At 46.6% G+C, this 26940-nt stretch carries 27 protein-coding genes; 5 read left to right on the top strand and 22 right to left on the bottom strand.

Annotated elements, in window-relative coordinates; translation table 11 throughout:
• Positions 1–27: 27 nt before the first annotated feature.
• The 6 genes from CSV60_RS12540 to CSV60_RS12570 form a co-directional block, all read right to left on the bottom strand.
• Entirely contained in the window at positions 28–1278 is a 1251-nt protein-coding gene (locus CSV60_RS12540) for a CAP and S-layer homology domain-containing protein (protein WP_099637229.1), read from the bottom strand.
• A gap of 709 nt (positions 1279–1987) precedes the next feature.
• A complete protein-coding gene (locus tag CSV60_RS12545) occupies positions 1988–2968 on the bottom strand; it encodes a nuclease-related domain-containing protein (RefSeq protein ID WP_099637230.1) in 981 nt (326 codons plus the stop codon).
• A 943-nt stretch (positions 2969–3911) separates the two neighbouring features.
• The gene (locus CSV60_RS12550; protein ID WP_099637231.1) at positions 3912–5738 is read right to left on the bottom strand and encodes a mucin-associated surface protein; all 1827 of its coding nucleotides are present in this window, start codon (positions 5736–5738) and stop codon (positions 3912–3914) included.
• Position 5739: 1 nt separating this feature from the next.
• Entirely contained in the window at positions 5740–6462 is a 723-nt protein-coding gene (locus CSV60_RS12555; RefSeq protein ID WP_099637232.1) for a hypothetical protein, read from the bottom strand.
• A 922-nt stretch (positions 6463–7384) separates the two neighbouring features.
• Entirely contained in the window at positions 7385–7834 is a 450-nt protein-coding gene (locus tag CSV60_RS12565; protein ID WP_099637234.1) for a transcriptional regulator, read from the bottom strand.
• A 157-nt stretch (positions 7835–7991) separates the two neighbouring features.
• A complete protein-coding gene (locus CSV60_RS12570) occupies positions 7992–8324 on the bottom strand; it encodes a hypothetical protein (RefSeq protein WP_099637235.1) in 333 nt (110 codons plus the stop codon).
• A 166-nt stretch (positions 8325–8490) separates the two neighbouring features.
• Between CSV60_RS12570 and CSV60_RS12575 the strand changes: the two genes are divergently transcribed.
• From CSV60_RS12575 to CSV60_RS16065, 4 genes are all read left to right on the top strand, one after another.
• Positions 8491–8916 carry a helix-turn-helix domain-containing protein gene (locus CSV60_RS12575; protein ID WP_099637236.1) on the top strand — a complete coding sequence of 142 codons (426 nt, stop codon included), beginning with the start codon at positions 8491–8493 and terminating at the stop codon, positions 8914–8916.
• A gap of 90 nt (positions 8917–9006) precedes the next feature.
• On the top strand, positions 9007–10581 hold the full coding sequence (locus tag CSV60_RS12580) for a hypothetical protein (protein WP_099637237.1): 1575 nt from the start codon (positions 9007–9009) through the stop codon (positions 10579–10581).
• Positions 10578–13175: a DEAD/DEAH box helicase gene (locus CSV60_RS12585; protein ID WP_233189618.1), complete on the top strand. Its 2598-nt coding sequence runs from the start codon at positions 10578–10580 to the stop codon at positions 13173–13175. Before CSV60_RS12580 ends, CSV60_RS12585 begins: the two co-directional genes overlap by 4 nt.
• Entirely contained in the window at positions 13111–13320 is a 210-nt protein-coding gene (locus CSV60_RS16065) for a DEAD/DEAH box helicase (protein ID WP_233189619.1), read from the top strand. The genes CSV60_RS12585 and CSV60_RS16065 overlap by 65 nt, the downstream gene beginning before the upstream one ends.
• A 51-nt stretch (positions 13321–13371) precedes the next feature.
• Here the strand turns inward: CSV60_RS16065 and CSV60_RS15885 are convergent, their stop codons facing one another.
• On the bottom strand, positions 13372–13530 hold the full coding sequence (locus CSV60_RS15885) for a hypothetical protein (RefSeq protein ID WP_158232908.1): 159 nt from the start codon (positions 13528–13530) through the stop codon (positions 13372–13374).
• A 334-nt stretch (positions 13531–13864) separates the two neighbouring features.
• Entirely contained in the window at positions 13865–14278 is a 414-nt protein-coding gene (locus CSV60_RS12590; RefSeq protein ID WP_099637238.1) for a single-stranded DNA-binding protein, read from the bottom strand.
• 244 nt (positions 14279–14522) lie between these two features.
• Here CSV60_RS12590 and CSV60_RS12595 point away from each other — a divergent pair, with 244 nt between their 5' ends.
• Entirely contained in the window at positions 14523–14975 is a 453-nt protein-coding gene (locus CSV60_RS12595; RefSeq protein WP_099631272.1) for a YwpF family protein, read from the top strand.
• Between the two features lie 8 nt (positions 14976–14983).
• Here CSV60_RS12595 and CSV60_RS15785 read toward each other — a convergent pair whose 3' ends face one another.
• The 14 genes from CSV60_RS15785 to CSV60_RS12660 all read right to left on the bottom strand — a co-directional run bounded on the left by CSV60_RS15785 (position 14984) and on the right by CSV60_RS12660 (position 26879).
• Positions 14984–15454, bottom strand: coding sequence for a hypothetical protein (locus CSV60_RS15785; protein ID WP_143565345.1), 471 nt, complete (start codon positions 15452–15454; stop codon positions 14984–14986).
• Positions 15455–15484: 30 nt separating this feature from the next.
• Positions 15485–15865, bottom strand: coding sequence for a hypothetical protein (locus CSV60_RS12600; protein WP_099637239.1), 381 nt, complete (start codon positions 15863–15865; stop codon positions 15485–15487).
• A 90-nt stretch (positions 15866–15955) separates the two neighbouring features.
• Positions 15956–16351, bottom strand: coding sequence for a hypothetical protein (locus CSV60_RS12605; protein WP_233189620.1), 396 nt, complete (start codon positions 16349–16351; stop codon positions 15956–15958).
• A gap of 81 nt (positions 16352–16432) precedes the next feature.
• The gene (fabZ, locus tag CSV60_RS12610; protein WP_099631269.1) at positions 16433–16870 is read right to left on the bottom strand and encodes a 3-hydroxyacyl-ACP dehydratase FabZ; all 438 of its coding nucleotides are present in this window, start codon (positions 16868–16870) and stop codon (positions 16433–16435) included.
• Positions 16871–16923: 53 nt separating this feature from the next.
• Entirely contained in the window at positions 16924–17514 is a 591-nt protein-coding gene (locus CSV60_RS16070) for a DNA-directed RNA polymerase subunit beta (protein WP_233189621.1), read from the bottom strand.
• Positions 17515–17537: 23 nt separating this feature from the next.
• Positions 17538–18371 carry a flagellar hook-basal body protein gene (locus CSV60_RS12620; RefSeq protein WP_099637240.1) on the bottom strand — a complete coding sequence of 278 codons (834 nt, stop codon included), beginning with the start codon at positions 18369–18371 and terminating at the stop codon, positions 17538–17540.
• Between the two features lie 40 nt (positions 18372–18411).
• Positions 18412–19236 carry a flagellar hook-basal body protein gene (locus CSV60_RS12625; protein WP_099631267.1) on the bottom strand — a complete coding sequence of 275 codons (825 nt, stop codon included), beginning with the start codon at positions 19234–19236 and terminating at the stop codon, positions 18412–18414.
• Between the two features lie 76 nt (positions 19237–19312).
• On the bottom strand, positions 19313–20314 hold the full coding sequence (gene mreB, locus CSV60_RS12630; RefSeq protein ID WP_099637241.1) for a rod shape-determining protein: 1002 nt from the start codon (positions 20312–20314) through the stop codon (positions 19313–19315).
• A 143-nt stretch (positions 20315–20457) separates the two neighbouring features.
• The gene (gene glpK / locus CSV60_RS12635) at positions 20458–21951 is read right to left on the bottom strand and encodes a glycerol kinase GlpK (protein ID WP_099637242.1); all 1494 of its coding nucleotides are present in this window, start codon (positions 21949–21951) and stop codon (positions 20458–20460) included.
• 791 nt (positions 21952–22742) lie between these two features.
• Positions 22743–23015, bottom strand: a complete 273-nt coding sequence (locus CSV60_RS12640; RefSeq protein WP_029053436.1) for a sporulation transcriptional regulator SpoIIID — start codon at positions 23013–23015, stop codon at positions 22743–22745.
• Positions 23016–23124: 109 nt separating this feature from the next.
• Positions 23125–23781, bottom strand: a complete 657-nt coding sequence (locus tag CSV60_RS12645) for a M23 family metallopeptidase (protein ID WP_199175288.1) — start codon at positions 23779–23781, stop codon at positions 23125–23127.
• Positions 23782–23811: 30 nt separating this feature from the next.
• Entirely contained in the window at positions 23812–24642 is an 831-nt protein-coding gene (spoIID, locus tag CSV60_RS12650; protein ID WP_233189622.1) for a stage II sporulation protein D, read from the bottom strand.
• Positions 24643–24845: 203 nt separating this feature from the next.
• Positions 24846–26141: a UDP-N-acetylglucosamine 1-carboxyvinyltransferase gene (gene murA / locus CSV60_RS12655; RefSeq protein ID WP_099631262.1), complete on the bottom strand. Its 1296-nt coding sequence runs from the start codon at positions 26139–26141 to the stop codon at positions 24846–24848.
• 504 nt (positions 26142–26645) lie between these two features.
• Complete coding sequence (locus CSV60_RS12660; protein ID WP_198166009.1) at positions 26646–26879, bottom strand: DUF1146 family protein; 234 nt, start codon at positions 26877–26879, stop codon at positions 26646–26648.
• Positions 26880–26940: the final 61 nt, after the last annotated feature.

Below are 26940 nucleotides of genomic sequence, written 5' to 3' on the forward strand. Positions count from 1 at the left end.
CGCCAGCGGTTAAGCGGCTACCTATAGTTATTTTTTCGAATATAGTGTAACCCAATAGATTTTACCATTTGAATCGGGTGCCGTGCCTGCTCCCATATGCGTAAATATTGGGCTTAATAGATTTTCCTTATGCGCAGGAGACGCTAACCAGGCGTTCGTAATTTCAAGCGCATCATGAAAACCAGCTCCAATGTTTTCACCATATGCCGTCCATTTATAATCAAATTTCTCAAGCATCTCTACAGCTGTGCCATACGTCGGCGTGATATGCGATAGTTCCCCGAGCTTCGCCAAGTCTTCCGCTCTTGCGCTAGCAATTCGGTTAAGTGCTGGATCCGCTCGTAGATTGCCAATTTTAGAATTTTGTCGTTTAACGTTCACGTTGATAATCACCTGTGCCGCTAATGAAGGCTGTTCAGGTTCAGGTTTTGGCGGTACAGGTGCAGGCTTCGGTGGCTCCGGTTTTGATGCTGGCGGTACCGGTGCTGGCTTTGGCGGTGCCGGTGCCGGTTTCGGTGGTACTGGTTTTGGCTTTTCAGGTGCTGGCTTCTGATTATCAGGGTTCGGCTTAATCAATTTTTGATCTTGATCGACATAGCCTTTCTTTTGATTATCATATGTAATCAGACCATTTTTGCGATTTTCATCGAATTGCATCGTGCGGTACAAGAAAGCTGCCATTTGGCCCCGTGTAACAGGTTCATTCGGATTAAACTTCCCACCCGGACGCGTCGTGGTGATATTGAGTTCGGCAATCGTAATAATGTATGCATATGCCCCACTGCTCTTCTGGACATCATCAAAGATAATGAAATCATTGTCGTCCGTGACAATATGGTAGCCAAGGACTAGTAGTTTCGCCATCTGTCCGCGTGTTAGTGGTTTATTCGGATTAAATTGATCCGCATTCTTGAACAGCCCTCGCTGCGTCAACGCACGAATATGATCATACGACCCGTTGTCCTTCGTTACATCTTTGAAGTCCATTTTATATGCATGGCTCGGTTTCGCCCCAATAGAAACCGCGATCATCTTAGCCGCCTGAGCCCGCGTGACCGGTTTATTCAGACGATACGTATTGTCGGCATAACCTTTGATAATTTCATTGGCCGCCATATACATGACCGCATCGTAAGCATAATGTTTCTCCGGCACATCCTTAAACGCCTTCGGTTTCGCAGCTTCCACCGGCACCGGTACCGATACTCCCACCGCAGACACCGCCACGGCCATCGCCATAGTACTTAAGAATATTTTTTTGTCGCGAGATAGATTCATATAAACGTCCCCCTTTTGTTAGAGTATACGGGATTTGGCCTGTGCTTTGGTAGAGGTATTGTTGAAATTTGTTAGATCATTTTGTTTTTTCGGGGTTGGGGGTGGATTATGGGAGATTATGGGCGGTTGAGTGGTGAGGATTGGGCGGATATTGGTCTATATAGAGCGGAGCACTGGCTGGATTGAGCGGTTATTGGGGCAGATCGAGCGCTGCACGGGGTTTATAGAGCGGTTGCGCGTGAGGATTGATCGGATAGTTCGAAACATTGAGCGTGCAGAGGTTTTGGGTAGCAGGGAACTTCTTATGGGCGGTTCGGCCTTGGGGATAGAGCGGGTATTGGTCTACATAGAGCGGAGCATTGGCTCGATTGAGCAGTTATTGGGGCAGATAGAGCGCTGAACGAGGTAGATAGAGCAGTTGAGCATGGAGATTGAGCGGATAGCACGAAACATTGAGCACGCAGAATTTTTGGGTAGCAGGGAACTTCTTATGCGTAGTTCGACTGTGGGTATGAGCGGATATTGGACTACATAGAGCGGGGCATTAGCTTGATTGAGCGGTTATTGGGGCAGATTGAGCGCTGCACGAGGTTTATAGAGCGGCGGCCCGTGAAGATTGAGCGGATAGCTCGAAACATTGAGCGGGCGCGTTATTCGATTTCATTAAGAAACCAGCGCATGAAGAGCTTATGCGCTGGTTTGGTTGCTTTTACAAATTTTGATTTTCCGTTTTGAGAAGTTGCGGGGAGAGTTGGTAGATGGCGTTGCGCTTTTTGCCGGACATTTCGGTGAAGGGGTTGGCTAGCATTCGTTTCGCTACGTGGCGGGAGTGGATATTGGTAAAGTGGCGAAATTGCCGGTTGGTGAGTTGCGCGCCGCCGATGCAGTACCATTCCGCTAGCGTGGCATGATGGGCATGGCGGTCGATATGGCCACACGCTCGGCACTGCCAACTTCGAGTCCGCCACACCATCGTCAGTTGTTCGCAATTCGGGCACGCGACACCGGTTGCCAGATCTTTTATGGAAAGTGCATATTTTTCGATTAGCGGAAATGGATCATAGTGGCGGTGTGTGTTTAGAAGTTCATTCGCCAATTTCTTGATCTGATTTGCACTCAAAATTACATCCTTCATTTCCATGTTCCTAAGGCGGTTCGGGATTTCATAGGAAAATACGAGCCGGTGGGACGATGTGTTTTCAATGGTGAGTTCGTTTTGGTAGGCGAAGACGATGTAGTCGACGAGCGGGATGTCGATGTGACGCGCTCGCAGCCAGCTAGCGAAGTAGTGTTTTTTGCGTTCCATTTCCTCGATTGGGCTTCTCAGAACGGTGCGTTCTCCGTTAATTGATTCACGGATAAATTGGGTCGGATTTTGCTTAATGTGTAGTTTACCTGCGATGTTCTTGATTTCGAACAGGATAATGACGCTCGGGGTAATCAAAATAGAATCAATTTGGAAATAGGCATGCTCGTGTTTCAGGAAAATGTCGTGAAGGATTGCGTGCGGATACGGCGGGATGAAGTCTCGTAATTGGTAGTCGAATTCCCTCTCCCCACCGTAGCCGGCTTTGCCATTGTAAAAGTCAGTTCGGATTTTTTCATACTTGTCGTGATTAACTGGTAAGCGTTTTAGAAGCGCCTGTTGGCCGAGGATCAGTTTGGGGATTGTGCGAGTTTTGTAGAGTATATGGTTTCACCTCCTAGTATGGGTTGTTGTGGCGTATATACATTGTAGCAAGAGGGTTAGGAATTGGGAAGTATTAGGAGAAATTCGATTTCGAGTAGTTTTTCGGGGGTGAAATTGAATTTTGCGATGGATTTGTTAGGGAGAATTCAATTTTGCGGGGTTAAAAAGTGAGATATGCTTTAATTTTGTTTAAAAATATGTCTTTAGTCATGTGGATGTTACGGGTTATGAGCGCTTGATGGGCTTGATAGAGCGCTTGTCGACCGTGATAGAGCGGATAGCTGGACGGATAGAGCGCTCGAGCGTAGACAGTGATCGGTTAGCCAAGACGATAGAGCGCTTAAACAGATAGTATGAGCGGCGCGGCCCTGCCTTGCCTTATTTCATAATGTAATAAGTCGTATGAGCGCTTGAGTGGCTAGATAGAGCGCTTGTCGGCCGTGATAGAGCGGAGGGATGGACGGATAGAGCGCTCGAGGGTAGACATTGATCGGTTAGCCAAGGCGATTGAGCGCTTAAACAGATAGTATGAGCGGCGCGGCTCTGCCTTGCCTTATTTCAGAATGTAACAAGACATATGAGCGCTTGATGGGTTGGATAGAGCGCTTGTCGGCCGTGATAGAGCGGAGAGATGGATGGATAGAGCGCTCGAGCGTAGACATTGATCGGTTAGCCAAGGCGATAGAGCGCTTAACCAGATAGTATGAGCGGCGCGGCCCTGCCTTGCCTTATTTCAGAATGTAATAAGGCGTATGAGCGCTTGATTGGCTGGATAGAGCGCTTGTCGGTCGCAATAGAGCGGACAAATGGCCTTATAGAGCTTTTGTGCGTGGACATTGAGCGTTTTAGCGTGGATATAGAGCGGTTACGCAGGAAGATAGAGCGACTAAGTACTTTCATAGAGCGCCACCACGAAAAAAACTGCCCAATGAAGGGCAGTTTTTTATCGTTTAATCAAATACCGTACATAGTTTTGCCAAGGCGTAGTTTTCCACTTTTCCCATTCCGGTAAATACAGTGGAAGTGGGTGGAAGACGGCTTGGTGCTCGAGGCTGCTGTCTAGATCATCGTTGTGTAGTGCGATCACTCCTGGTTCGACGCCCGTTGTGAGGACTGTTCGATCGAGTGAAGTGAATGGCGCTTCGACGGTATTTTGGACTGCTCGTCCATTGGTGTCTAGCGTCCAAACTTTTGCACTGTTTTGGTATTTATCTGTCAGCCAGTTCGTTTTGACGCTGACCACTTGGTTGGCTTCATTCGTTTGAATGAATGTGTTGACGTTCGTGCCGAATGGCAAGTCCATTTGCTCGTCGTACGGTGCAACGCGTACTTCGTAATAAGCTAGTGGATTGTCTTTTTGTGTGTTGCCAAGTGCTTTATACGCTTCTAGCCATTCGTCCTCTTTCGCAGGAACTTTGGATACCGATACGACGACTCCGTTAATCGTGGAGATGTCATTTGGATAGTCTGGCGCGATACGTTCCTGGATTTCAGCGAGTTTCTTTTCTTTATTCGTTAATTCAGGCTTACCTTCAGGTGAATCATTGACTTCTGGATTAGAAATCGTTCCGTCCGGATTTGTTGTATCATCTGGATTCGGTGTTGCTTCAGGTGTTGTATCGGGATTGGTTGTGCTATCCGTATTCGGAGTGCTTGTGGATGGCGGTGTCTCCGTGTTCGGTTTGTTTTCCGTACCTGAATTATTATTGTTCGAACTATCGATGCTCTTGTCCGGTGAAGATACCGGTGTGTCCGGTTGGTCGAGCGAACCGTCCGGGTTGCCGGAAGTGCCGTCGAAGTTTTCTTCAGGAGCGTTCGAATTCACAGCTGGTGATTCCGAATCCGTCCCATCGATTTCCGTTTTCGGATCGTAGTAAGGTACGGTACTCGGTGGTACTCCGTCAGCAGATAGAGACGCGACTGATTTACCTTTTCCACTGCCAACTCCATCTTCCATAGATTCAGGTTGTTGATTTGGATCGACTTTCGGTGTGAACGGTGTGTGAATCGAGTCATGCTGGATCGTTACCGGTGCGCCCGTTTCCACGTGTGACCATTCATTGTCGAGTACATACGTGACAATCGTTTGGTCGGTGCTGTAAATATCGATCGACGGTGACTCGCTATCGCGTTTGATTGCGACGACATAGCCGCTTACTGGACTCGTCAACGCGGATTCATTCGGCAATTCTGCGAGCTGTGATTCGACTATTTCCGTTTTCCGTTGCACTTCTGCGAGATCCCGTTCTGCTGCCGCAATCGCTTGCGCAAACGCTCCGTCTTCTCTCACTTCAATGCCCACATTCAAATTGACACGCACTTTTTTCTCGTCGTTCGTATCATAATAATCACTGTCGTTTTTCGAACCGCCCGCTGAGGACTGTTCATACTCCAAATTACTGATCGTTTGTGAAATCGAAGACGACTGATTTTGCAACGCGGTCAGTTCGGATTCTAATTCATTGCGTTTGGAATCGATGTGATCCACTTTCAATGAAGCGAGTTCCGTTCCAAAATCCACTGTCTCTCCTTCTTGAACGAGCCATGATTCAATTGTCTGGTCGTCTTTTAGGTAGATAGTATGCAAATCTTTCGGTGAAATGAATCCTTCTTTATCGAGCTCTTTCTTGTAATCATCCGCAGATAACCGTTCGTACTCACTGACGTACTGCGCTTTCGGGATGACACTTTTTTCAGCAAACACCAAATACGTGTTCAATGCTAGGAACGCTGTTACGAGGACCGTCACGATGATGTTTTGTACTTTCATCTTATAGTCCCCCAATCATTAACAAGTTCAACATTTTTTCGATCGGAGCAAAGCCGACTGCCGCAGTGATCAATGCAAAGACCACATGCAATGCGATCAACATCCACAACGCATGCTTGCGAATACCTTTATGCTCTATAACTTCTCCACCGACAAGTGACGTTTCCACTTTCGAGAAGCTGATGAAGCGATACTGAACCGCCACGATCAATGCAGAGATAATCGTCAATTGATTGACGAAAAGAATGATATACCAATTATCCAGGAACGTTACCGCGAGGGGTCCGAATGAAAGAATCGAAACCGCTGCTGTTTTTCCAGCAACCGCGAAGATCAGGAAATTGATGAGTTTTTCGATTAGTAATAATCCCGTGACCACTAGCTGTAACTTCAGCAATGGCTTAAATGGAATTTTCGTCAGCATGCTTAAGATCCATGCGACACCCCAAAAATGAAACGACATGTAGATGATGGCCCAGAGTATGGCGCCGACTAATGCGGTGATGCGGCCGATGGTGAATTCATCGAGCGAACCGTTCGCCAAGAGATACGTCATCGTCCCCGTGTTCATGCCCCACATATCGCGGAGGACGAACAGGATGATGCCCAAGATGAATACGCTAAACACACGGCGTTTGAATCCAGTGACAGTTCCTTGCCCAATATCAACAGCAAGTCGGTCAGGATAAACTAGTGAACGCCAGTAACCGTAAGTAGAATACATATGTACTTCTCCTTTGCCTCCAACTTATTCGACTGATTATATCAGTTTCTATCTCTCTTACTTTATCAAAAAATGACGAATTTGCAACGAATGTCTTGTATTGTTGAGGAAATTGGTAGTGTCGTTGAAGAAAAATAGAGAGCGAAGATGTGTAGTGCATGGGATTTCCGCTGCAGATGGGGGACGCTTTCTGGAGGGCGCGGCCCGAGCCTCCTCGTCCGCTACGCTCCCTGCGGGGTCTCGAACTCGCGCTGATCCTCCCAGAGTCGCCCCCATCTTCCGCTCCAATCCTACTTTTATGGTGGATGTATGTAGATGACTCACTGGAAATAGTGGGTGAACTAGTGTTGCCTATGAACATAGTTCAAGTTCTAGTTCAATTCAAATTCAATTAAAAATCTAACTTCAACGACTGCAATAACTATCACCCACACACATTGCAAGGGATTTGCGCGTAGGAGGGGCGACTCTGGGAGGATCAGCGTGACAGGTGAAACACCCGGCGAAGCAAAGCGGAGCGGTGTGGTTCACCGCACGCCCTCCAGAACGCGTCCCCTCCGAAGCGCAAATCCCTACCCCAACACCCCGTCATCCCTTAACCACTTAAAAATCCCCTAGTTCATAAGATTCATTTAATTGTCTGAATGTTTTTAATCTAAAGAAATAGGATATAATAGGAAGTAATAGGGTCAGATGGCTCTTATTACATAAAGGAGTGATGAGCGATGAACTTGGACAAAACGATTGAGTTTACATGGCAGGACTTTGCACTAGGCCTGGGCGGATCGGGACTATTCGTAGTGGCGCTCCATTTCCTTACATTATGAGAAAACGCATAACACAACGCACATAAAAACACCTCAACGTCGACGCACATAGATGTGCTTCCAATTGAGGTGTTTTTATCGTTTTAGTGTGATGATCAAATCACTCGCAGTCCTTCCATCAACTCCTTGAACAAGAGCTGGTTTTTCGTTTCTAGTGCATAATCTACCATTCGTTCCCAATTATCTTGCTCCAACTTCTCCACCAAACCGTCCGCTTCACGCATGTACTCTTCCTGTAGATGGCCTTCCAATTCCATCGCTCCTTCGAGTATAGTCGACAAATGCAAATGTAAATCGGAAACTAGTAATAATTGATAAAGTGGGATTCGTATAAATCTGTTACCTCGCTGAAAGACGAATACTTCTCCTAAGTTTTCAATCTGCAAACTTTTCGTATTTACAACGATTTCCTTCCCTTCTGCGGGGATAAACTGGAACACCTCGTCATTTCGCTTAATAGAGAAATATTGATAAGCGAATACAAGGCGTAAGTTAAATTCTTCTTTACTGGTGAAAAATGGCTTGATCCGCTGTATGACTAGCATTTCTTCCCCCTCCTCTTCATTAATTTGAATTTTCCGATTATTATTAATATATCACATCGAAGAGGATTTTGTGCATGATATGAGTCGGAAACCATCTAATATACCAAGAGAATTTTTCAGAAAACGGTCATAGCGGTGAATCACGCTGCCTTTTGGGTTATTCATCACGCCCCACTAGAAAAGTTTTGGACACCGGCTGATACTCGATGTTTCTTTCTTTCAATTGTTCCAGTAATTGTTCGCTTGCATCGACATTCGTTTTCTCGTAAGAAAAAATCATTTGGCTATTTGCGTACGAGATGATGACTTGTTCGAATACCATCTCCTCATGCATGACATTATATAAATATGAAACTTTCCCATTTGGATCATGGACGGATTTTTCGGAGTACTGTTCGAGAGATTCGAAGAAACGTGGTTCACTTGTGCTAACGGGTTCCGCCTTTTGTAAACGGTGCCGCAATTGGGGAAAGTGTAAAATCAACTGCACTTTTTCTATCGCTTTCGCCTACTTTCTCTTTTTTACCACAATCTTCTCACAATATTGTAGAAAAGCCTCGAAGTTGCTATTTTGTCAATTTGCATTGCCTAAATGACAATTTCACGAAATACAGGATTATTTTCTTATACGATGGCGAGAAAAACGGGTGATGAAAATGAGTTTTGGAACACAATTACGAGAATACCGCGATGAGTATTTACATATTTCACAAAAACAAATGGCTGAGGATCTTGGAGTCGATGGTGCGACAATGTCTAGATACGAATCGAGTGAACGAGTTTTCCCGATTGATTTGGTGCCGCTCATTAAGAAAATCTATAACATACCGGATGATGTATTACTTGCCATGATTCTGGACAAACCGTTAAAGACAGTGCGTCCTTTTTCGAGCCAGACACTCGACAGTACCGCCACATACGAAAAAGGGTTTCTAACGCAGTACGGCCCGCTAATTGAAAACGAACCACTGTTGAAAGAATTTATTTTACGGGCAAATTCATTGGACTACGAAAACCGCCAGTTGTTGCTATCAGGCATGTTGAACTTCATGCAGTTATTCGAAAATCAAACAGGTAAATGAAAACTGATTGTTTTTCTGCTCCTCAAGTTGTGGTAAAGGACCAATAAAAACGGTATAATAGGAGGAATGCTTAAGTAAGGAGTGGATTCGGTGGCCATCACTATTGAACGAATCGCAAATATGCACGACTCACAAATTGAAGAATTCATGAATCATATTAAACATACATTTCAGCCGTCTGACCCTGCACAGGCGGAAATAATACGCAAAGCCGCTTCACTTGTACGTATGAACGCAATCGGTGCGTATCGCTACACCGAAACCGAGAAATCCTTAATGGCAAATATTTCGGGTACAGAGTCGGAATTCGCACGTCTTTCTTTCATGACGATGGAGCCGTACTGCACATGTGCCGACGGAGACTGGTGTGCGCATCAGATCTCGGTCGTCTTTCATTTGTACTCGCAGTTTCATTCATTGTCCGATTGGCTGAATACGTGGCGCCAGTCAGGAACTGTGCAGACACAATTGTCGATCAATGAACGAACACCGGAAGCTTGGTTAAACGCATTATCCGTATTAGTGAAGCCGCTTAGCGAGTTGAATGCGAGTGACGGACCGACTGGATTCTTGCATTACGCTTCCAAAATTGAACACCAGAAGACGCGGCTTTCTCCTTTTGAATGGGAATGGAAGCCGCTCTTTTCGCTGTATTATCAACTAACCTTATTGCGAGCAGCATGGCCTTTCCTTAAAAACGAACTATCGGCGAACGATTCCTATCATTACGGCAAATGGCAGCTGACGATTTGGCTTAATGAGCAGATGTCCGAAATGAAAGCTAGCATCAAACAGTTGAGTTCGAAATCACGTCTATTTGAGACGGACGCCTTTCACACGAAGCTCAAAGATTTGATTCATTCGTTCGCAATGGACGAAGATGGTTTATTCTCGAAGCGTTTTGAAGCGTTCCGTCTTGTCTATACTGAGCTGTATTCCGATGAAGCCGAATTGACAGAGGAGATTGAACGCCTGCAAATGGAAACGGCAGCAGACGCGCCATTATTCCGTGCATTTCTTTATTTGACGTCGGGACGTTTTGACGAGCTCGATGAGGAACTGAATACTCTAGATGCTACCGCTGTTCCCCAGTGGTTGGCATTTGCGCTCTATGCGAAAGAAGATGAGGATTTTGATATCGTGCAGTCGATTATGCTGCAATTGCTTCCTCATTTAGCCGAGCATTATCAGCAACTTGCGACGCGTAACCGTTCGGCTTTTGCCGAAGATATCGACGAGTTGCTGGCGCTGTCCGATGTTTCAGAAGAACAGCGCGACCAACTATTTCAATCGTATGGACCGGAAGCCAGTCGTGCGTATGGCAAGTTTTTATTCGAGCGCAATCGTTATGCTGAATGGGCTGCGCTTATGCATTTGACTCGCGGGTCAGTCGACATGATCGACAGTTCGGCGATGAAAACAGCACTTGCGGAAGATTCGCAAGCGGTGTTCCCTCTCATGCATGCTGAAGCTTTGAAATTAGTCAAAGAGAAAAATCGAGATAGCTATCGCCGTGCAGTGCGTTTATGGAAGCAAATGAAGACGGCTGCGAAGCGCGATGGCCGCAATGAATTTTGGAACCGCTATGTCCATACAGTCCGCGAGCAATTTCCACGTCTGCGTGCACTGATGGAAGAGATGGAGAAAGGAAATCTACTTCTATGACCGATTCGAACATCTTACAACTTTCATTAGAGTTAACATTACAAGAAGGACAAGATGGTATGTTCATCGTGTCTGCAAACGTCGCAGGTGAAACGCGCAAGATCGATGCGGATATGCTGGTGTCGTATTTATTTTATTCGGATGAACCTACGATGTACGGCATGTTGGTGGAGCAGCGTGATAATTGGCTCAATGTATCAATTGATATATTGCTGCGCTTGTTCTCGGCTGGTAGCCATCCGTACGTGCAATACTCTGGTGCGACTTCTAACGATCAACAAATACTTACAGACATTCGCGAAGCAGCGACGTTATGGAAAGACCCTGCGCTGTTTTCATATGTTGAAGCGAGTGAGTCTGGATTGTCGTTTAATCTCGACAAGACCCATTTATCCGAGCAGGCGGGACGGTATATCTCGCTTGCGATGCGTGGACAGTTGGCGACGCTCGGTGTCTCGATGGCAGACTTCCCTGCTTTGTTGCCGCACTTTCAGCAGTATGGATGGCCGAATACCGAAAAATCGAAGTTACCGTTCCGCGTAGCACTTCGTTTGACGGAGCCGGATATCGATGAGACGGATTGGTTGCTTGAGACGATTCTAATTAGTGATCGCGGTGCACAGTGGTCGCCAGCGATCGGCAAAATAGCAGGATCGATCGAAAATGCTTTACCTGCAAAACGTAAGCCGTACGCGGAGGATATTGAAGAGCGTCAATCCGAAATGGTCGGGATTTTCCGTTCCGTCGAATGGTATGAACCGCGGCAGTTCATGCATGTGCCGCTAAATGATGCGCAAGTGCGGATTTTCATTCAGGAAGATCTGCCACTATGTCAGGCGTTTGATTATCCGGTTATACTACCGGCTTGGTTAAAGACCGTGACAGAGACGAAGTTGAAGATTCGGACGTCTGCCGGTATGCAGTCGTATCGTTCGTCAGCGAGTCTCGATCAAGTGTTGTCGTTTGATTGGCAGTTTTCACTTGCTGGGGAAAAGATCGACAAGGATCAGTTCCAGAAGATGGTCGATGAGAACCGCGAGTACATTCGCGCAGGCGATGAGTGGTTCCATTTGGATCCGGCATGGCTCAAACGGATTCGTGAGTTGATGGAGCAAGTAGACGATGGTGAATGGACAGTGAAGGATTTGCTGTTCAATGAAGTGCCGGAAGAAATTGTGCCTGTCTATGATGAAGAGGAAGAAGACGATCCATTAGTAGCATTTTCGATGCAGCAATCTTTGCGTAACGTGATGAATATGCTGCATGACAAGAAAGGTTTGCCGCCCGTTCCGGTACCTGGGACATTGCATGCCGAGTTGCGTCCGTATCAGCAAGAAGGTTTCGAGTGGCTCCATTTCATGCGCGACAATAAATTCGGTGCAGTGCTGGCGGATGATATGGGACTTGGTAAAACCGTACAGCTCATCACGTATTTGCTATATGTGCATAATTTACCCGAAACCGACTCCCCTTCGCTGATCATTTGCCCGACAAGTGTTATGGGGAACTGGCAGAAGGAGCTTGAACGTTTCGCACCTTCTCTGACGGTACATGTACATTACGGGACGAATCGTGCGCGTGAGGAACAGTTTGCGGATATTATGAGCAAGCGTCAAGCGGATATCGTTTTAACGACGTATGGTACCGCCACGCAAGATGGCGAGATGCTGTCGATGTATGAGTTTGCGAATGTAACTATTGACGAAGCACAAAATATTAAGAACTTGCAGACGAAGCAGTCACGGGCGATCCGGAAGTTACGCGGTGTGCATCATATCGCATTGACCGGTACACCGATCGAGAACCGTTTATCGGAGTTATGGGCCATTTTTGATTTCATTCATAAAGGATATCTCGGCAGCTTCCGTAAATTTAACGATGAATTCATCGTGCCGATTGAGCGTGATGATCTTGAAGCGGAGAAACGGAAATTGCGTGCTCGAATTCAGCCTTTCATGATGCGCCGGACGAAAAATGATCCGGAATTGCGTCTGAACTTACCTGAGAAGCTCGAGCAAAATGAATATGTCCCACTGACTCCTGAGCAAGCGGCATTGTATGAGAGTTTTGTTTCGGAGACGAAATTCAAACTCGAAACTCTGACAGGATTTGAGCGCAAAGGCTTGATTTTGAAGATGCTCAGTCGTTTAAAACAATTATGTAATCATCCGGCATTATTCCTGAAAGAACCGCCAGCCCCTGCTGCCGAGTTGACGAAGCGATCCAATAAAATGGCGCGAATCGTTTCGATGGCAGCGGAGATTGCGGTGAACGGTGAGCAATGCTTGATCTTCACGCAGTATATTGGCATGGGGCAGATGATCCGTCAGTGTTTGTCCGAGCTACACGGGATTGACGTGCCATTCTTGACGGGTAGTATGCCGAAAGGACAACGTGATGCATTGGTCGAGGCGTTCCAAAACGGAGAGTTCCCGATATTCATCTTGTCATTAAAAGCTGGGGGCACCGGCTTAAATTTGACGCAGGCGAATCACGTATTGCACCGCAGACCGTTGGTGGAATCCGGCTGTGGAGAACCAGGCAACGGATCGTGCGTACCGTATCGGGCAAACCAAATTCGTGCATGTGCATAAATTTGTAACGGTTGGGACGATCGAGGAAAAGATTGACGAGATGCTCGTCGAGAAAGCAGCGTTGTCAGCTGATTTGATTCATTCGAGTCAATGGTTGACCGAGCTCAATGATCGAGAGCTCGAGGATTTGCTGACGTTTAATTAACATAGTAATCACTGGGACCTGTATCGAAATGTGATGCAGGTCTTTTTGCGTTCATTGTACATCGGAGGGAATGAGAAAGGGGTTTGTTTTGATCGTTTCCAGGTAATTGATGCGCTCGTTCAGGTTGGCAATAATGCGGATCAGCTGGCCAATCTGGTCTTCGAGACGCTGAATATCTTGTTTCTGCGCGACTGTAGGTGTGCTGTGCATGTGGGCTTCATCCTTTCTATGAGCGGGTATGTATTCCGTCAGCCCGCCAAGTGGAAGTGGTCTCCGACAAAAACGGGCGACGGATGAGTTGGCGTAAAATTGATTCAGTTCCTATGCTGAATGTACTCCCGGCATCACAGAGGATCGAGTCCCCACCCGCTCTTGCTTCTGCCGAGTCATGCTAGTTGGCGAATATGCTTGTAGTGTCGTGTGATTTTCTCTTTTTTCATATCTCTTCAATTGTGTGTCATCCATCTCTTTTCAGGAATTGATCAGCAACGGATGTGTGACGGCGGATCTGCCTTTGTAACTTCCCCTTTCATTTTAGATATTGTTAGAAAATAGGTAGTGCCGTTTCGGTTGATTTCGCTTCTTCAAAACGTTCGGGCTCAGTAGATGACTGCGTTTTCATTTCTGACTGTTGAGGTTTGGATGACTTCGAAAGAAAGCGGATGTCGTTGCACATGACTTCCATGATATACACTTTCGATCGGTCTTCCCGTTCGTAGTTCCGGGTCTGAATGCTTCCACTGACGCCTACGAGCGATCCTTTGCCGCAGTGACGGACTAGGTTTTCGGCGGATCGTCCCCAGACGGAGCACGGCACGAAGTCGGTTGCTATTTCCCCGTTTGCGTTTTTGAAGCTGCGATTGACTGCGAGGGCGAACGTAGTATTGACACGTCCTGACGAGTGTTCTTTTAATACGAGGTCTTTGGTGATGCGCCCTACTAAAGCCACTTGGTTCACGAGTTTGTTCCTCCTTTCTTTGTGCTGCCCTTATCGTAATCTACATGGGATCATTATGGCAAAGTGGCAAAATTGAATTTTAATGCGATTTTCGGCGTAGTTTTTCAATTTTCATTCGAAGGGATTTTTAGACTTTCGCGGTAGTAAGCGATTTCTATGTAACGAGGTAAATGGCATTATTGAATTCTCGAGTATTTTAAGATTTTTATGCTATACTTGGGAAAATTGTACCGAGGTGATGGGATTGAAGACGTTTAAGATGATTTCGGTGGAAGTGGTTCAAGAGAGCGGCGTGCTTGCATTTCCACTGTTTGACGGCATTATCATCAACCAGGAGAACAGTCACCGTTTGTGGGTGCTTGAGCTGTTCATTGATGCCAAGTACAAGGATATTATGGAAAAGTGGAAAGCCGAGGAGACGTTGCTGACCGTACGCGTTGTCATTTCGTACCCTGGTAATGAGCCCGCTTCGTTCGACGTAGCGGTGGAAAACTGGCGTCAGATTGGTGACCGGATTTCCGTGTTGATGAAAGGACGTCTGAAGCGCGTCCGCTCGAAGTATCCGGAATATCTGCTTGAGGAGTTGTTGGATGAAGGTTTGGAGGGCGATGCGTTGCTCGAGCAATTCCAAACGGCCATGTGGGATCGACCGAAGTTGAAGCGCGATATGGAGATGGATGAGAAGACGAAGTTGTGATGGTTGGGCTACCCTTTTTTGGGTGGCTTTTTTTGTGTTTGGTGGATATAGAGCGGGTGTACGGACTCATAGAGCGGATAACGCGCTTCATTGAGCGGATAAGCCAGCATATAGAGCGCGCGCGGACTTATGTAGAGCGAATAGCGCGAGCGATAGAGCGGGTAACATGACATATTGAGCGCGCGCGGACCTGCATAGAGCGGATAGCGCGCGTTGAGCGGATAAGCCAGCATATTGAGCGCGCGCGGACCTACATAGAGCGAATAGCGCGAGCGATAGAGCGAGTAAACCAGCACATCGAGCGCACGCGGACTTACATAGAGCGAACAGCGCGAGCGATAGAGCGAGTAAACCAGCACATCGAGCGCTCGCGGACCTACATAGAGCGGATAGCGCGGGACATTGAGCAGGTGAAACACATTGAGCGCGTGCAGACTTGCATTGAACACAACCCATATAAAAACGGCCCAAGCATTCAATATGCAGGGCCGTTTCTATAAAGGTGGGAATCATCGTACTTTACGATTTTCATCGCGCAATACGCCGTCTGGAGCCGCGTCGTTACCGTTCATGTTGCCGTCGAGATTTTTGTCGTCGCGAGCGCCATTGATATCGTTGTTGTCATCGATCATTTCATCACGGGTTCGATCTAGACTTTCGCGCGTGTCCTCCATGATGCCATCACCGTTGCCGTTTATGATGCCACGGTCATTGTTGTCGTCAAGACCGTCGAGATTTGGGCCCATGCGTTCGTCACCGTTAGGCGTGTTGTTACGTTCCGTCTCCTGCATCGGCGTTTCGTTATTGCTTGGTAGTGCACCGTTGTTTGTGTTACATGCGGTTAGAACGAGTGCGGAAGCAAAAACTACGGGCAGAGCTTTTCTAATCATAAAAAAATTCCCTCCTTTTTTACGAGCTGTGAACCATACGTTTTGGTATGTTCATCGATAGCTTGTGCGGAAAGGAGAGAACTATTCGTTTTAATTATTCGTATGACCTGATGTGGTTTCCAATACGTTTTGAACGTATACGGCTTCCGCTTTGCAGCCATAATCATAATAGGTGTCGAGATTTTGTTGTAAAATTTCAATTTGCGCGATCTGCTCTTCCGTTGGTGGATCGTTGAGGATGCGAATTAGTACTTCCTCCACGCGCTCCGCTAACTCTTTATGGAAATCGGGATCTACTTTGACGTCGTCAGGAATCTTGTCGTACCAAAGTGCTTTGGTCGTAATGTATTCCCGCCAGTTCGCGTAAAATTGTTCGATGTTATATTCTTCTGCAGACCAGCCGATTTCACTCATATATTGTTCGAATGATTGAGAAATGGAACGAGTGATGCTGCTCTTAATATTTGGAGAAAGCTTTTTTAACATGCTGTAGTATACCCTCCCACTGTATGCCCATACTGGCATTCCAATGATTATTATATCAATATTTAGTACGGCATCATGATGTTATTGCTCTTGGACGGGTCCGAGTGCGAACGTAATATCTGCTTCACATGCCACTTCGCCTTCGACGGTTGCGATGGCTTTTCCTTTACCAATTGTTCCACGCAGGCGGACAATTTCTACTTCGAGACGAAGCGTGTCGCCTGGTATAACTTGACGCTTGAAACGGCAGTTGTCGATGCCGGCAAAAAACGCTAGACGGCCTTTGTTTTCTTCTTTTTTGAGTAAAGCGACCGCGCCTACTTGGGCGAGCGCTTCCACGATTAAGACACCTGGCATAACCGGGTAGCCCGGGAAGTGGCCGTTGAAGAAGTCTTCATTAATTGAAACATTTTTTAACCCGACTGCGCGCTTGCCTTCTTCGAGTTCTTCGATGCGATCGACGAGCAAGAATGGATAGCGATGCGGGATGATTTCTTGTATTTGTTGAGCGTTTAGCATGAAATTTGTCTCCTTTATTCCAGAGGTTCTGAAGAATTCAGATGTTTCTTTCCTTATTTACCGTTCATGATATCAAAAATATGCTGCCATGTCTCTTTTTTGAAGACATCGCCTGCTGAGCCGTCACCGATTACACTAAAACCAACCATTGTACCTGCTATGGCCGCTAAGACAATCAACAACAGTATCAGTAGTAGCCGCAGCCAGATGGGAATCATGCGCACTTGAACCCAGCGCATTTCGCTTATCGGTTTTGTAGCCTTTTTAGAACGTTCTTTACGTGACCATTTTGTCTTGATCTTCGTCCAAAATGTCGCGTCCGTTTGTTCTGATGCAGGTAGTTTTTCTACAGGTTCCGTTTCGACTAGAGGTGTTTGTTCTACTACCTCTTCTGAAGCACCAGGAGCTTCTTCTAGCACTTCGGTCTCCGTTATCGACTGAATATCTTCCGGAAGTTCTTCGTCTATCGTAGGAGGCTCTGCAAGCGTTATGGCCACTTCATCCATTCCAGATGTAACTACCGGATCTATTTCCGTAAGCTCAATCGGATCTTCCATTTCTGTCGGTTCCGGAGTCTTCAAGGGCTCGAATGGTTTCACCGGTGAGAGTGGTTCTGTTATTTTTTTGAAATTTTTTTCTGTCATAGTAAGTACTCCTATTGCACGCGTTAGCGAATGCCGTTAATTAAGCCCATCATCTGGTCCGCCATGGTTACGGAACGCGCATTGAATTGATAGGCACGTTGCGTCGAGATTAAATCCGCCATTTCTTTTTCATACTCTACGTTGGAAGTTTCGAGCGCTTGATTTTGTAAGCCAATCTGATTTCGTCCAGCACCTGTCAATTCCGTCAATAAATCATTTGCTGTCAGTCCGATTGCCGCTAGATCTGTGGGCAAACCAAAGCTGGTTGCCGAAAGCTGAACCATTGAATCAGGCTTTTCTAAGACGGTGACACCTAGATTAAATTCCTGCGTTCCTTGTGGTGTCGTGACTTGCAATACACCATTCGGACGAATTTGATAATCGGTCGCTTGTCCTGAAATGACGATTGGACGGCCAGCGCTATCTGCTACTGCGAGTCCTTCTTCATTAACTAGCGCATTATTGCCATTTGCAGTCGGTGATAAGTAGAAATTTCCTTTACGTGAATAAATGATTTCTTCTCCGCCGTCTGTCGGCTGTATTAAATTAAAATGTTGTTTCGGCTCCGTTAACGCAAAGTCTAGCTGACGGTCCGTTAGTTGGACAGAGCCTACTTTCCAGTTCATCTGCAGGCTACCAAGGTGCGCGCCGGTGCCCATTCGAATTCCGAAATCTGAGCTGCGCTCGGCCTGATCGGCTTTGTCGTTATTGATTTGTTGGAATAAAAGTTCCTGGAATGTAGCGGCCGAAGACTTGTATCCATGAGTTCCGACATTCGATAAATTGTTGCCAATCAAGTCGAGACGGTGTTGCAGTTGGTTCATCGTATTCGTCGCTGTGGTCATTGTGCGAATCATTACAGGTCACTTCCTTTACGCATGCTTCTATATGTAGACATTAATTGACTCGTCCTACTTCATTGACTGCTTTTTCCATACTGCGGTCATAGGCTTGCAGGATTTTTTGATTGGCTTCAAAGGCACGGTAGGCTGTCAGCATATCCGTCATCGAGCGCGCGGCATCGACGTTGGAATCTTCAAGAAACCCTTGTTGCAACGTGTACGTACCGCCAGTTGGTAACGCATTTCCGTCGATTGTCGTGTAGAGTCCGTTATCTTGTTTGGATAGAGTGTCCGGACCGTCAGAGTAAGCAATACCTAGTGTCGCGACTTCCGTTTCGCCTGCGAAGATCGCTCCTGAATCCGTCACGCGAATATCATCACTTGTCAGTTCGATCCGATTGCCCGCATCGTCAAGGACGTATAAGCCGGATGGATTGGTTAGGTACCCTTCTGCATTGACAGTGAAATTGCCGTTTCGTGTGTAGAATTGACCGCCGTTCTCGCCTTCTAGCGTGAAGAATACGGTTCCTGCAACACCTGTCTCTTCATTTACTTCCATCGGTCCATCCACTAATGCGATATCAGTCTTCTGTTCCGTTTCACGCAACTGTCCTTGCGCAAATAATGGCAAAGTTTCTTGCATATAAACACCTGTCGACAGTTCGCCTACTTTGGATAGATTCCTAAAGTTCAAGCCTTTTTCCGTCGGCACGCGCATCGAATCTAAGCGAGACATCAACATGTCAGGGAATGCACGAATCGTCGACTGCTCCGCCTTATAGCCTGGCGTGTTGGCGTTCGCGATATTATTTGATAGCATTTCTGTACGGCGCTGCTGTGCAATCATGCCTGATCCTACTGTATAAAAACCACGAAACATTTCATTTCACTCCTTTGCATATTCATGTCGAATAATCGTTGTTTTTAGTATACACTACTTACCGCCTGATGGTAGGTCAAATTATGCGTGTTGATCTTTTACCATCCCACTCCATGAGCAAGGCCGTTCCATCTATAATACAAGTGAGCCCATTTTCTGCAATGAATACCGGAACTTGGAGATGTTCGGATAATAACGTATCTATTCCCGGTAGCAATGCGCCGCCACCAATTAACAGAATGCCACGCTGTGCAATATCCGCAGCGAGCTCCGGCAGTGTTTCTTCCAGTGCATTCCTTGTCGTCTCCACGATTTTACTAATCGGTAAACGCAATGCCTGATGAATCTCTTCCGCCGTCACTTCAATTGTTTTCGGAATACCTGTCGCGAGATCGCTACCGTGTACGTTCATAGCGTTCGGTTTCTCTCCATCCGTTAACACAAGACCCATATTTATTTTTACTTGTTCTGCTGTTTTTTCCCCTATATACACATGATGTTTTTTTCGAATATGTTGGATGATGCACTGATCAAAATGAAGTCCACCGATTTTTGTTTTCTCAAATGAGACAATTTCTCCCATTGAAAGAACGGAAGCATCTGTCGTGCCTGCACCGAGATCGACTATCATATTGCCTGAAGGCGTAGATATATCCATACCTGTCCCAATCGCCGCCACTTTCGATTCTTCCTCAATGACGACTTGTCTGGCTCCGGCTCCCATCACCACTTGGCGGATCACACTTTTTTCCACTCGCGTCGTATCCGTTTTACAGCAAATCGTAACGTTAGGTTTGATACGCCGGCTCTTTCCTAGCGCTTTTTCAAGGAAGTGCCTGATCAACACACGGGCCATTTCGAATTCCGCAATGTTCCCAGCTTTCATTGGACGTATGATCTGAATATGTTCCGGTGAACGACCAATCATTTGATAAGCCTCTACACCAAAGGCCACAGGTTCATCGGTACGTTTATCGATCGCAATGACAGCCGGCTCATTGATGACGAGACCGTCGTCTTTCACAACTATCAATACATTGGCGGTACCCAAGTCTATCCCAATATCTTTTGAAAACATCGTGACCTCGACCCCTTCCTCGTACGTCCTGTCTGATAACACTCATTAGCTGTTTATTATATCATATTTCTACTTTATTTGGCAGTATTCGGGGACAGTCGCCAAAACAAAAAACCGCCAGCAAGTTAGCGGCGGCTTGTGATTTATTTGAAAGCAATCGTTGCATGAATGGCTTTTTGCCACCCTTTGTAGAGATCTTCACGTACAATTTCTTCCATATTAGGCTCAAAAGGTCGGTCGAGACGTCGGTATTCTGCGATTTCCTTGCGATCTTTCCAAAACCCTACCGCTAGCCCCGCAAGATAGGCCGCACCAAGTGCCGTCGTTTCATTGATCGTCGAACGCTCGACTGGCACATTCAGTAAATCTGCCTGGAATTGCATGAGGAAATTATTATTCACTACTCCCCCGTCAACCCGTAACGTTTTCAATGAAATCCCAGAGTCCGCTTCCATTGCACCCAGCACGTCTTTCGTTTGATACGCGAGTGATTCAAGTGTCGCCCGTATGAAATGCTCCTTCGTCGTACCGCGTGTCAAGCCGAATACGGCACCTTTGACGTCGCTATCCCAGTACGGTGTGCCGAGTCCAACAAATGCCGGTACAACGTAGACACCGTCAGTAGATTGGACGCGCTTCGCATAGCTTTCGGTTTCCGACGCATTACGGAACATACGCAGTCCGTCTCGCAGCCATTGAATCGCGGAACCCGCAACGAAAATACTACCTTCCAGTGCGTACTCCACTTTCCCATCGATTCCCCAAGCGATGGTCGTCAGTAAACCGTTTTCAGACGTCACGGCCTTATCTCCTGTATTCATTAGCATGAAGCAACCGGTACCATACGTGTTCTTCACCATGCCGCTTTCGAAGCACGCCTGACCGAATAAAGCCGCCTGCTGATCACCCGCAATGCCCGCGATCGGTGCTGCGTGACCGAAAAAGTGCTTGGTGTCAGTATGCGTGTAGATTTCAGACGATTCGCAGACGGTTGGTAGCATCGCTTTCGGTATGTCTAAAATATTGAGTAGTTCTTCATCCCACTGCAGGTCATGAATATTGTACATAAGTGTACGCGATGCGTTGGAGTAGTCGGTTACATGCGCTTCGCCGCCGGATAGTTTCCAGATGATCCACGTATCGATAGTGCCAAATAGCAAGTCGCCATTGTTCGCTTTTTCACGGACCCCTTCTACGTTGTCCAATATCCACTTCACTTTCGTCCCGGAGAAATACGAATCGATCAGTAAGCCCGTTTTCGCACGGAATACATCATGATGTCCAGCTGCTTTTAGTTCTTCACAAATGTCAGCTGTCTGGCGGGATTGCCATACGATCGCATGGTAGACGGGGACGCCAGTATGCCGATCCCAGACGACGGTCGTTTCGCGTTGATTGGTAATACCGATCGCTTCAATTTGCGTGGCCGCGATGTTTTTTTCAGAAATGACCGCCGCGATGACGGAAAGAATCGAGCTCCAAATTTCATCCGCATTATGCTCCACCCAGCCAGACTGCGGAAAATACTGCGTGAATTCCTGTTGCGCCGTGTGGAAGATGTTGCCCTTTTTATCGAATAAAATTGCACGTGAGCTCGTCGTACCTTGATCAAGCGCCAGAATATATTTTTTCGTCATGATGCATTCCTCCCGTTTGCTTTGGTTGGTGTTTATTATACATGTTTTTGGATTGGGGGGTGGGTGATTTGGGGGTGGGGTGATGCATTGAGCGGACGTGGACATGGATTGAGCGGGTGGCGCGGGCGATTGAGCGGGTGGGGAAACGCATTGAGCGCGCGCGGACATACATAGAGCGGATGGCGCGTCGGATTGAGCGGGTAAGGAAACGCATTGAGCGCACGCGGAAATATATAGAGCGGATGGCGCGGGCGATTGAGCGGGTGAGGAAAACGCATTGAGCGCGCGCGGACCTACATAGAGCGGGTGGCGCGGGCGATTGAGCGGGTGAGGAAACGCATTGAGCGCGCGCGGACCTACATAGAGCGGATGGCGCGGGCGATTGAGCGGGTGGGGAAACGCATTGAGCGCGCGCGGACCTACATAGAGCGAGTGGCGCGTCCGATTGAGCGGGTGAGGCAGCACATTGAGCGCGCGCGGACCTACATAGAGCGAATGGCGCGTCCGATTGAGCGGATAAGGAAACACATTGAGCGCTCGCGGAAATATATAGAGCGGATAGCGCGTCGGATTGAGCGGGTAAGGAAACGCATTGAGCGCTCGCGGACCTACATAGAGCGGATAGCACGCACGATTGAGCGGGTAAAACAACACATTTAGCGGCCCACCCACCACCCACCAAAAACAATCCATCAAACAAAAGCTATCCAGATACATTCCTCTGGATAGCTTTTCATAATTTTAGGCTGTTTGTATAGGTACAGTATATTACGGCTTCATTTTCAGTGTGGCTAGGCATCTGCTTTTTGTGCTTCGGTTTCATTTTTCCATTTTTGACGGGTGGCTTCTCCTCCGCGCAGGTGGCGGATGGATTTGTGGTAGGCCAGAATTTCCGCGACTTTCCGTGACAAGCATGGATCTACATTTGGCAATCGTTCGGTCAAGTCTTTGTGGACCGTGCTTTTGGAGTAGCCGGTCGCAGTGGCTAGCGCGCGCACTGTCAAGTTGGTCTCGATCAGTAGCTTGCCCAGTCGTACGCAGCGTTTTCTAATTTGCTCGTGCACGCCCTCTTCCTTTCTCTATTCACTCCTTTGACTAATGTAGTCTATGCGAACATGTATCAACATATGAAAAAAGCCATTCCGGGGGCTGGAATGGCTTGAGTGATACGTATTAAAATGCTAGGAAATCGTGTGGGTTTACAGATACGCCATCTTGCTGGATTTCAAATTGCAAGTGGACGCCTGCTTCAGGGTTCCATTCATTCTGAGTTGTCGTGGCAAGCACTTGTCCTTGTTGGACGACGTCGCCTTCTTTAACGAGTACGCCTGTTAATGAACCGTATATCGTCGTCTTACCATCCGCGTGTTTCAATCTAACTTCTGTTCCTTTGAATGAATCCACGATGACTTCTTCGACTGTTCCACTCATTGCCGCTACGGCTTCGAATGGTTCACCATCCATTGCGAAGGAAAGTCCTTTGCTGGTGACGTACGTCTGGTTGAATACGAGTAGTGCTTTCTCACGCACTGCTTCGTCTGCTTCTGCATCATAAAATTCCTGTAAGATGGCGACTTGCTCTACTTTACTTTCATCGAATGGATACTTCAATGTTTCTTTTGTTGCGTTTGTTTCTACCGTACCGCTTTCTTTTGGCTGATCTACTTTTGCCACTTCAGACGGGACAGAATCTTCCGTCGTCAATGCGGTGTATCCCCATACCATGCCGATGAATAAAAGCGCTACGCTCGTATAAATGGCAGGCCAGAACCAGCCGTTCTTCGTTTTCTTGTTCTCCTGAGAAGGGGCCTTTGGTTTTTCTTCTCGCATATTCATCACCTCACTTGCATTCTTTGCAAGTTACGAGGATTTTAAACATCGGTCTTCAGGTAAATTTATTTTTTGGATTTTTGTGCCTGTATAATAGTGCGACACAATTTGATCTGCAGTCCATCCTTTTTGTGCGAAGGCTTCTGCACCGTATTGACTCATCCCGACGCCATGGCCATAGCCAACGGTCGTAACATGGACGATTTGATTGTTGATGTCATACGCAATATTGAAATCGGTTGAAGCCAAATGTAGTTTTTCTCGAATTTGCCGTCCGCTCGCTTCATATTGTCCTGAAATGATTTTCTGAACACGTCCGGTTTGATTACGAACAAGCTTCAGCTCGCGAAATTGATTGGCTCCCCAGTTGAAACCAAGTTTCCGATTCCACTCGGTCAATGTTAGTTCTTGCTTGCGCTCCACAGTAGGTGCTACCTCTTCTTCACCAGGACTTTCAACGCTCTGCAAATATTCGACCGGATTGCCGCTGAAGTTTTGTGCGGCTTCCGTTTTGCCATTAGATGTAGAGAAGAACATGGCGGAAATGATTTCTTCCCCGTACACAATAATTTGGCCTTGCGTCTCTTTCGCAGCTTGGCGAACTTTCTTTTCATTGTCCTTGAATGACTTGCCCCAGCGCTCTTTACGTTCGGCTTCCGTACGGTAAACTTGCGCAGAGACGTCTTTAGCAATCGGCTTGATTCCTTTATCGGTGTTTCTGGCGGCATATGTGCGGGCTGCAATGACTTGCGCTTTCAGGGCTTCTGGATGAAAATCAGCAGGCATCTCACCTGCTACCACTCCGACCACATACTCTTCAAGCGGAATCGGCTCGTCCACACCTATGACTGTGATCAGCACATCGCAGTACTTCTCCTCTCGTTGGTCTACCAGTTTGAACTCTGGCGCTTGTCTTACTAGAACGGGAATAAAAAATAATGTGAGAATGATGAATAAAAGCAATAGTTTTTTGTACATACTGGACTATATGTTGTCAGGAGATTGTGTATTCATCGTGGAGAATGAAAAAACCATGAACAGCGAACTGTTCATGGCTTCGATCATTATACTAATTGAGATTCCGTAACTTCTTGTTCAGTTGAGACACGTGTTATGTCTGCGCCTAGTGCTTTGAGCTTCTTATCGAAATCTACATAACCGCGATCCAAGTGAATTAATTCAGTCACACGTGTCACGCCTTCTGCTACGAGTCCGGCTAGGATGAGTGATGCAGCGGCACGCAAGTCTGTGGCTGCGACTTCCGCACCTTGGATTTTTGAAGGGCCTGAAACAATAACAGAACGTCCTTCGATTTTTACATCCGCGTTCATACGGCGGAATTCTTCAACGTGCATAAAACGATTTTCAAATACAGTTTCCGTTAACACACCAATACCGGTAGCTGTTAACATCAATGCCATCATTTGTGATTGCATATCCGTTGGGAAACCTGGATGCGGCATAGTCTTCAAATCGACTGCCTTAAGTGGATGATTCGCTCTCACACGAATTCCTTCATCCAACTGAGTGATTTCTACGCCCATTTCCGTCAATTTGGAAATTAATGCCGTAGAGTGTTCAGGTACTGCGTTATCGATTGTCACGTCTCCACCTGTAATGGCTGCGGCTACCATGAATGTCCCAGCTTCGATACGATCCGGAATAATATGGTGAGTCGATGCATACATTGTCGTTACACCTTCGATACGAATATTATCCGTACCCGCACCTACTACTTTACCGCCCATTTCATTGATGAAATTCGCCAAGTCGACGATTTCAGGTTCTTTGGCAGCGTTCTCGATGATGGTTGTACCTTCAGCAAGAGCAGCAGCCGTCATAATATTTTCTGTTGCGCCAACACTTGGGAAATCTAAGTAGATTTTCGCGCCTTTTAACCGACCGTTTACTTTCGCTTCCACATGACCATGTCCAAATGTAATTTCTGCTCCCATCGCTTCGAAGCCTTTCAAATGTTGGTCAATAGGTCTTGAACCAATTGCACAGCCTCCTGGCAATGCGACACGCGCGAATCCGTTACGCGCTAGTAACGGTCCCATTACTAAAATGGATGCGCGCATTTTACGTACAAATTCAAATTGTGCTTCGTCTGCTAGTCTTCCACGTGAATCTACGATGACTTCCCCTTTTTCCGGATCATGCGTGATTTTTGCGTTTAAACTTTTAAGCACTTCATTAATCGTCCGTACATCTGATAGATTTGGAACGTCACGAATGACATTCACTCCTTCAGATGCTAATAAAGCAGCAGCCAAGATCGGTAATACCGCGTTCTTCGCACCTTCTACACGTACGTTCCCTTGCAAAGTCCGTCCGCCGTTAATAATAATTTTTTCCACCAGTAGCCCCTCCGAGTCCAATTTATCCTTCACCCACAGCCTATTATCAATAATCGTCTATAAACATTTTCATTGGTGTTGCAGTTCAATTGTAAATTCAAATTCCACATATAAAACATATATTATTGTACCTTGTAAAACCTTACTAAACAAGTAACTTCCGGCGCAGTTTTGTGTTATTTCTTTCGTGGTGTAGTATATGTGGAGAACTGACACAAAGTGATTGCATTTGATCATTCATTTTTAGCCACATTACCGTTATTACCCGTTAATTCTACATTTTACACGCAGTGGGAGATATTTTTATTACATGTATATTACAGTTTAAGCAAAATAGATAGCGTTTCGAGATGTACGTCCCAGTTGTTGACAAGCAGTGATTTCTATACGTTTTACCTATTCATATAAAAAAACTACACCATATCTTGAACTTCCGTTTTAATTTCCTTCAGCTAGAGTTCTGTAATCCGTCGGTCGTACCGATAGAGCTTCAGCTGAAGGAAATCAAAACCAAGTTGCCCATCTTCCTGACCAGTAGGATATGTCTAAAAAGAATTTTGATACGGTGGAGCCGATAGCAATACTTAACAAAATAAACAAAAGTTGTGTTTGGAACACGCGATTTTTCCGTATGATGTTTTCTGGCAAGATTGCTTGTAGAGCGACGAAACTAATGCCGATGAAGAATATATGCGATACGATCGCGAGTAATGGATTGCTCCCTAGCATGCTGTCCATCGTTTCCACTCCTCTTTTCTAGAATATAGAGAAAAAGGGCAGACAGAGATCGTCTGTCCGC

The sequence above is a fragment of the Sporosarcina sp. P7 genome (assembly GCF_002743425.1).
Classification (GTDB): domain Bacteria; phylum Bacillota; class Bacilli; order Bacillales_A; family Planococcaceae; genus Sporosarcina.

What these genes read in the sequence shown, in the direction of transcription:
- CSV60_RS12575 (WP_099637236.1), top strand. Translation starts at nt 8,491, where the DNA reads ATGAGTTTTGGAACACAATTACGAGAATACCGCGATGAGTATTTACAT.
- CSV60_RS12565 (WP_099637234.1), bottom strand. Translation starts at nt 7,834, where the DNA reads ATGCTAGTCATACAGCGGATCAAGCCATTTTTCACCAGTAAAGAAGAA.
- CSV60_RS12660 (WP_198166009.1), bottom strand. Translation starts at nt 26,879, where the DNA reads ATGGACAGCATGCTAGGGAGCAATCCATTACTCGCGATCGTATCGCAT.
- CSV60_RS12550 (WP_099637231.1), bottom strand. Translation starts at nt 5,738, where the DNA reads ATGAAAGTACAAAACATCATCGTGACGGTCCTCGTAACAGCGTTCCTA.
- CSV60_RS16070 (WP_233189621.1), bottom strand. Translation starts at nt 17,514, where the DNA reads ATGACAGAAAAAAATTTCAAAAAAATAACAGAACCACTCTCACCGGTG.
- CSV60_RS12600 (WP_099637239.1), bottom strand. Translation starts at nt 15,865, where the DNA reads ATGATTAGAAAAGCTCTGCCCGTAGTTTTTGCTTCCGCACTCGTTCTA.
- CSV60_RS12585 (WP_233189618.1), top strand. Translation starts at nt 10,578, where the DNA reads ATGACCGATTCGAACATCTTACAACTTTCATTAGAGTTAACATTACAA.
- mreB (WP_099637241.1), bottom strand. Translation starts at nt 20,314, where the DNA reads ATGTTTTCAAAAGATATTGGGATAGACTTGGGTACCGCCAATGTATTG.
- glpK (WP_099637242.1), bottom strand. Translation starts at nt 21,951, where the DNA reads ATGACGAAAAAATATATTCTGGCGCTTGATCAAGGTACGACGAGCTCA.
- CSV60_RS12605 (WP_233189620.1), bottom strand. Translation starts at nt 16,351, where the DNA reads ATGTTAAAAAAGCTTTCTCCAAATATTAAGAGCAGCATCACTCGTTCC.
- CSV60_RS15885 (WP_158232908.1), bottom strand. Translation starts at nt 13,530, where the DNA reads ATGCACAGCACACCTACAGTCGCGCAGAAACAAGATATTCAGCGTCTC.
- CSV60_RS12645 (WP_199175288.1), bottom strand. Translation starts at nt 23,781, where the DNA reads ATGCGAGAAGAAAAACCAAAGGCCCCTTCTCAGGAGAACAAGAAAACG.
- fabZ (WP_099631269.1), bottom strand. Translation starts at nt 16,870, where the DNA reads ATGCTAAACGCTCAACAAATACAAGAAATCATCCCGCATCGCTATCCA.
- CSV60_RS12540 (WP_099637229.1), bottom strand. Translation starts at nt 1,278, where the DNA reads ATGAATCTATCTCGCGACAAAAAAATATTCTTAAGTACTATGGCGATG.
- CSV60_RS12555 (WP_099637232.1), bottom strand. Translation starts at nt 6,462, where the DNA reads ATGTATTCTACTTACGGTTACTGGCGTTCACTAGTTTATCCTGACCGA.
- CSV60_RS12620 (WP_099637240.1), bottom strand. Translation starts at nt 18,371, where the DNA reads ATGATTCGCACAATGACCACAGCGACGAATACGATGAACCAACTGCAA.
- CSV60_RS12625 (WP_099631267.1), bottom strand. Translation starts at nt 19,236, where the DNA reads ATGTTTCGTGGTTTTTATACAGTAGGATCAGGCATGATTGCACAGCAG.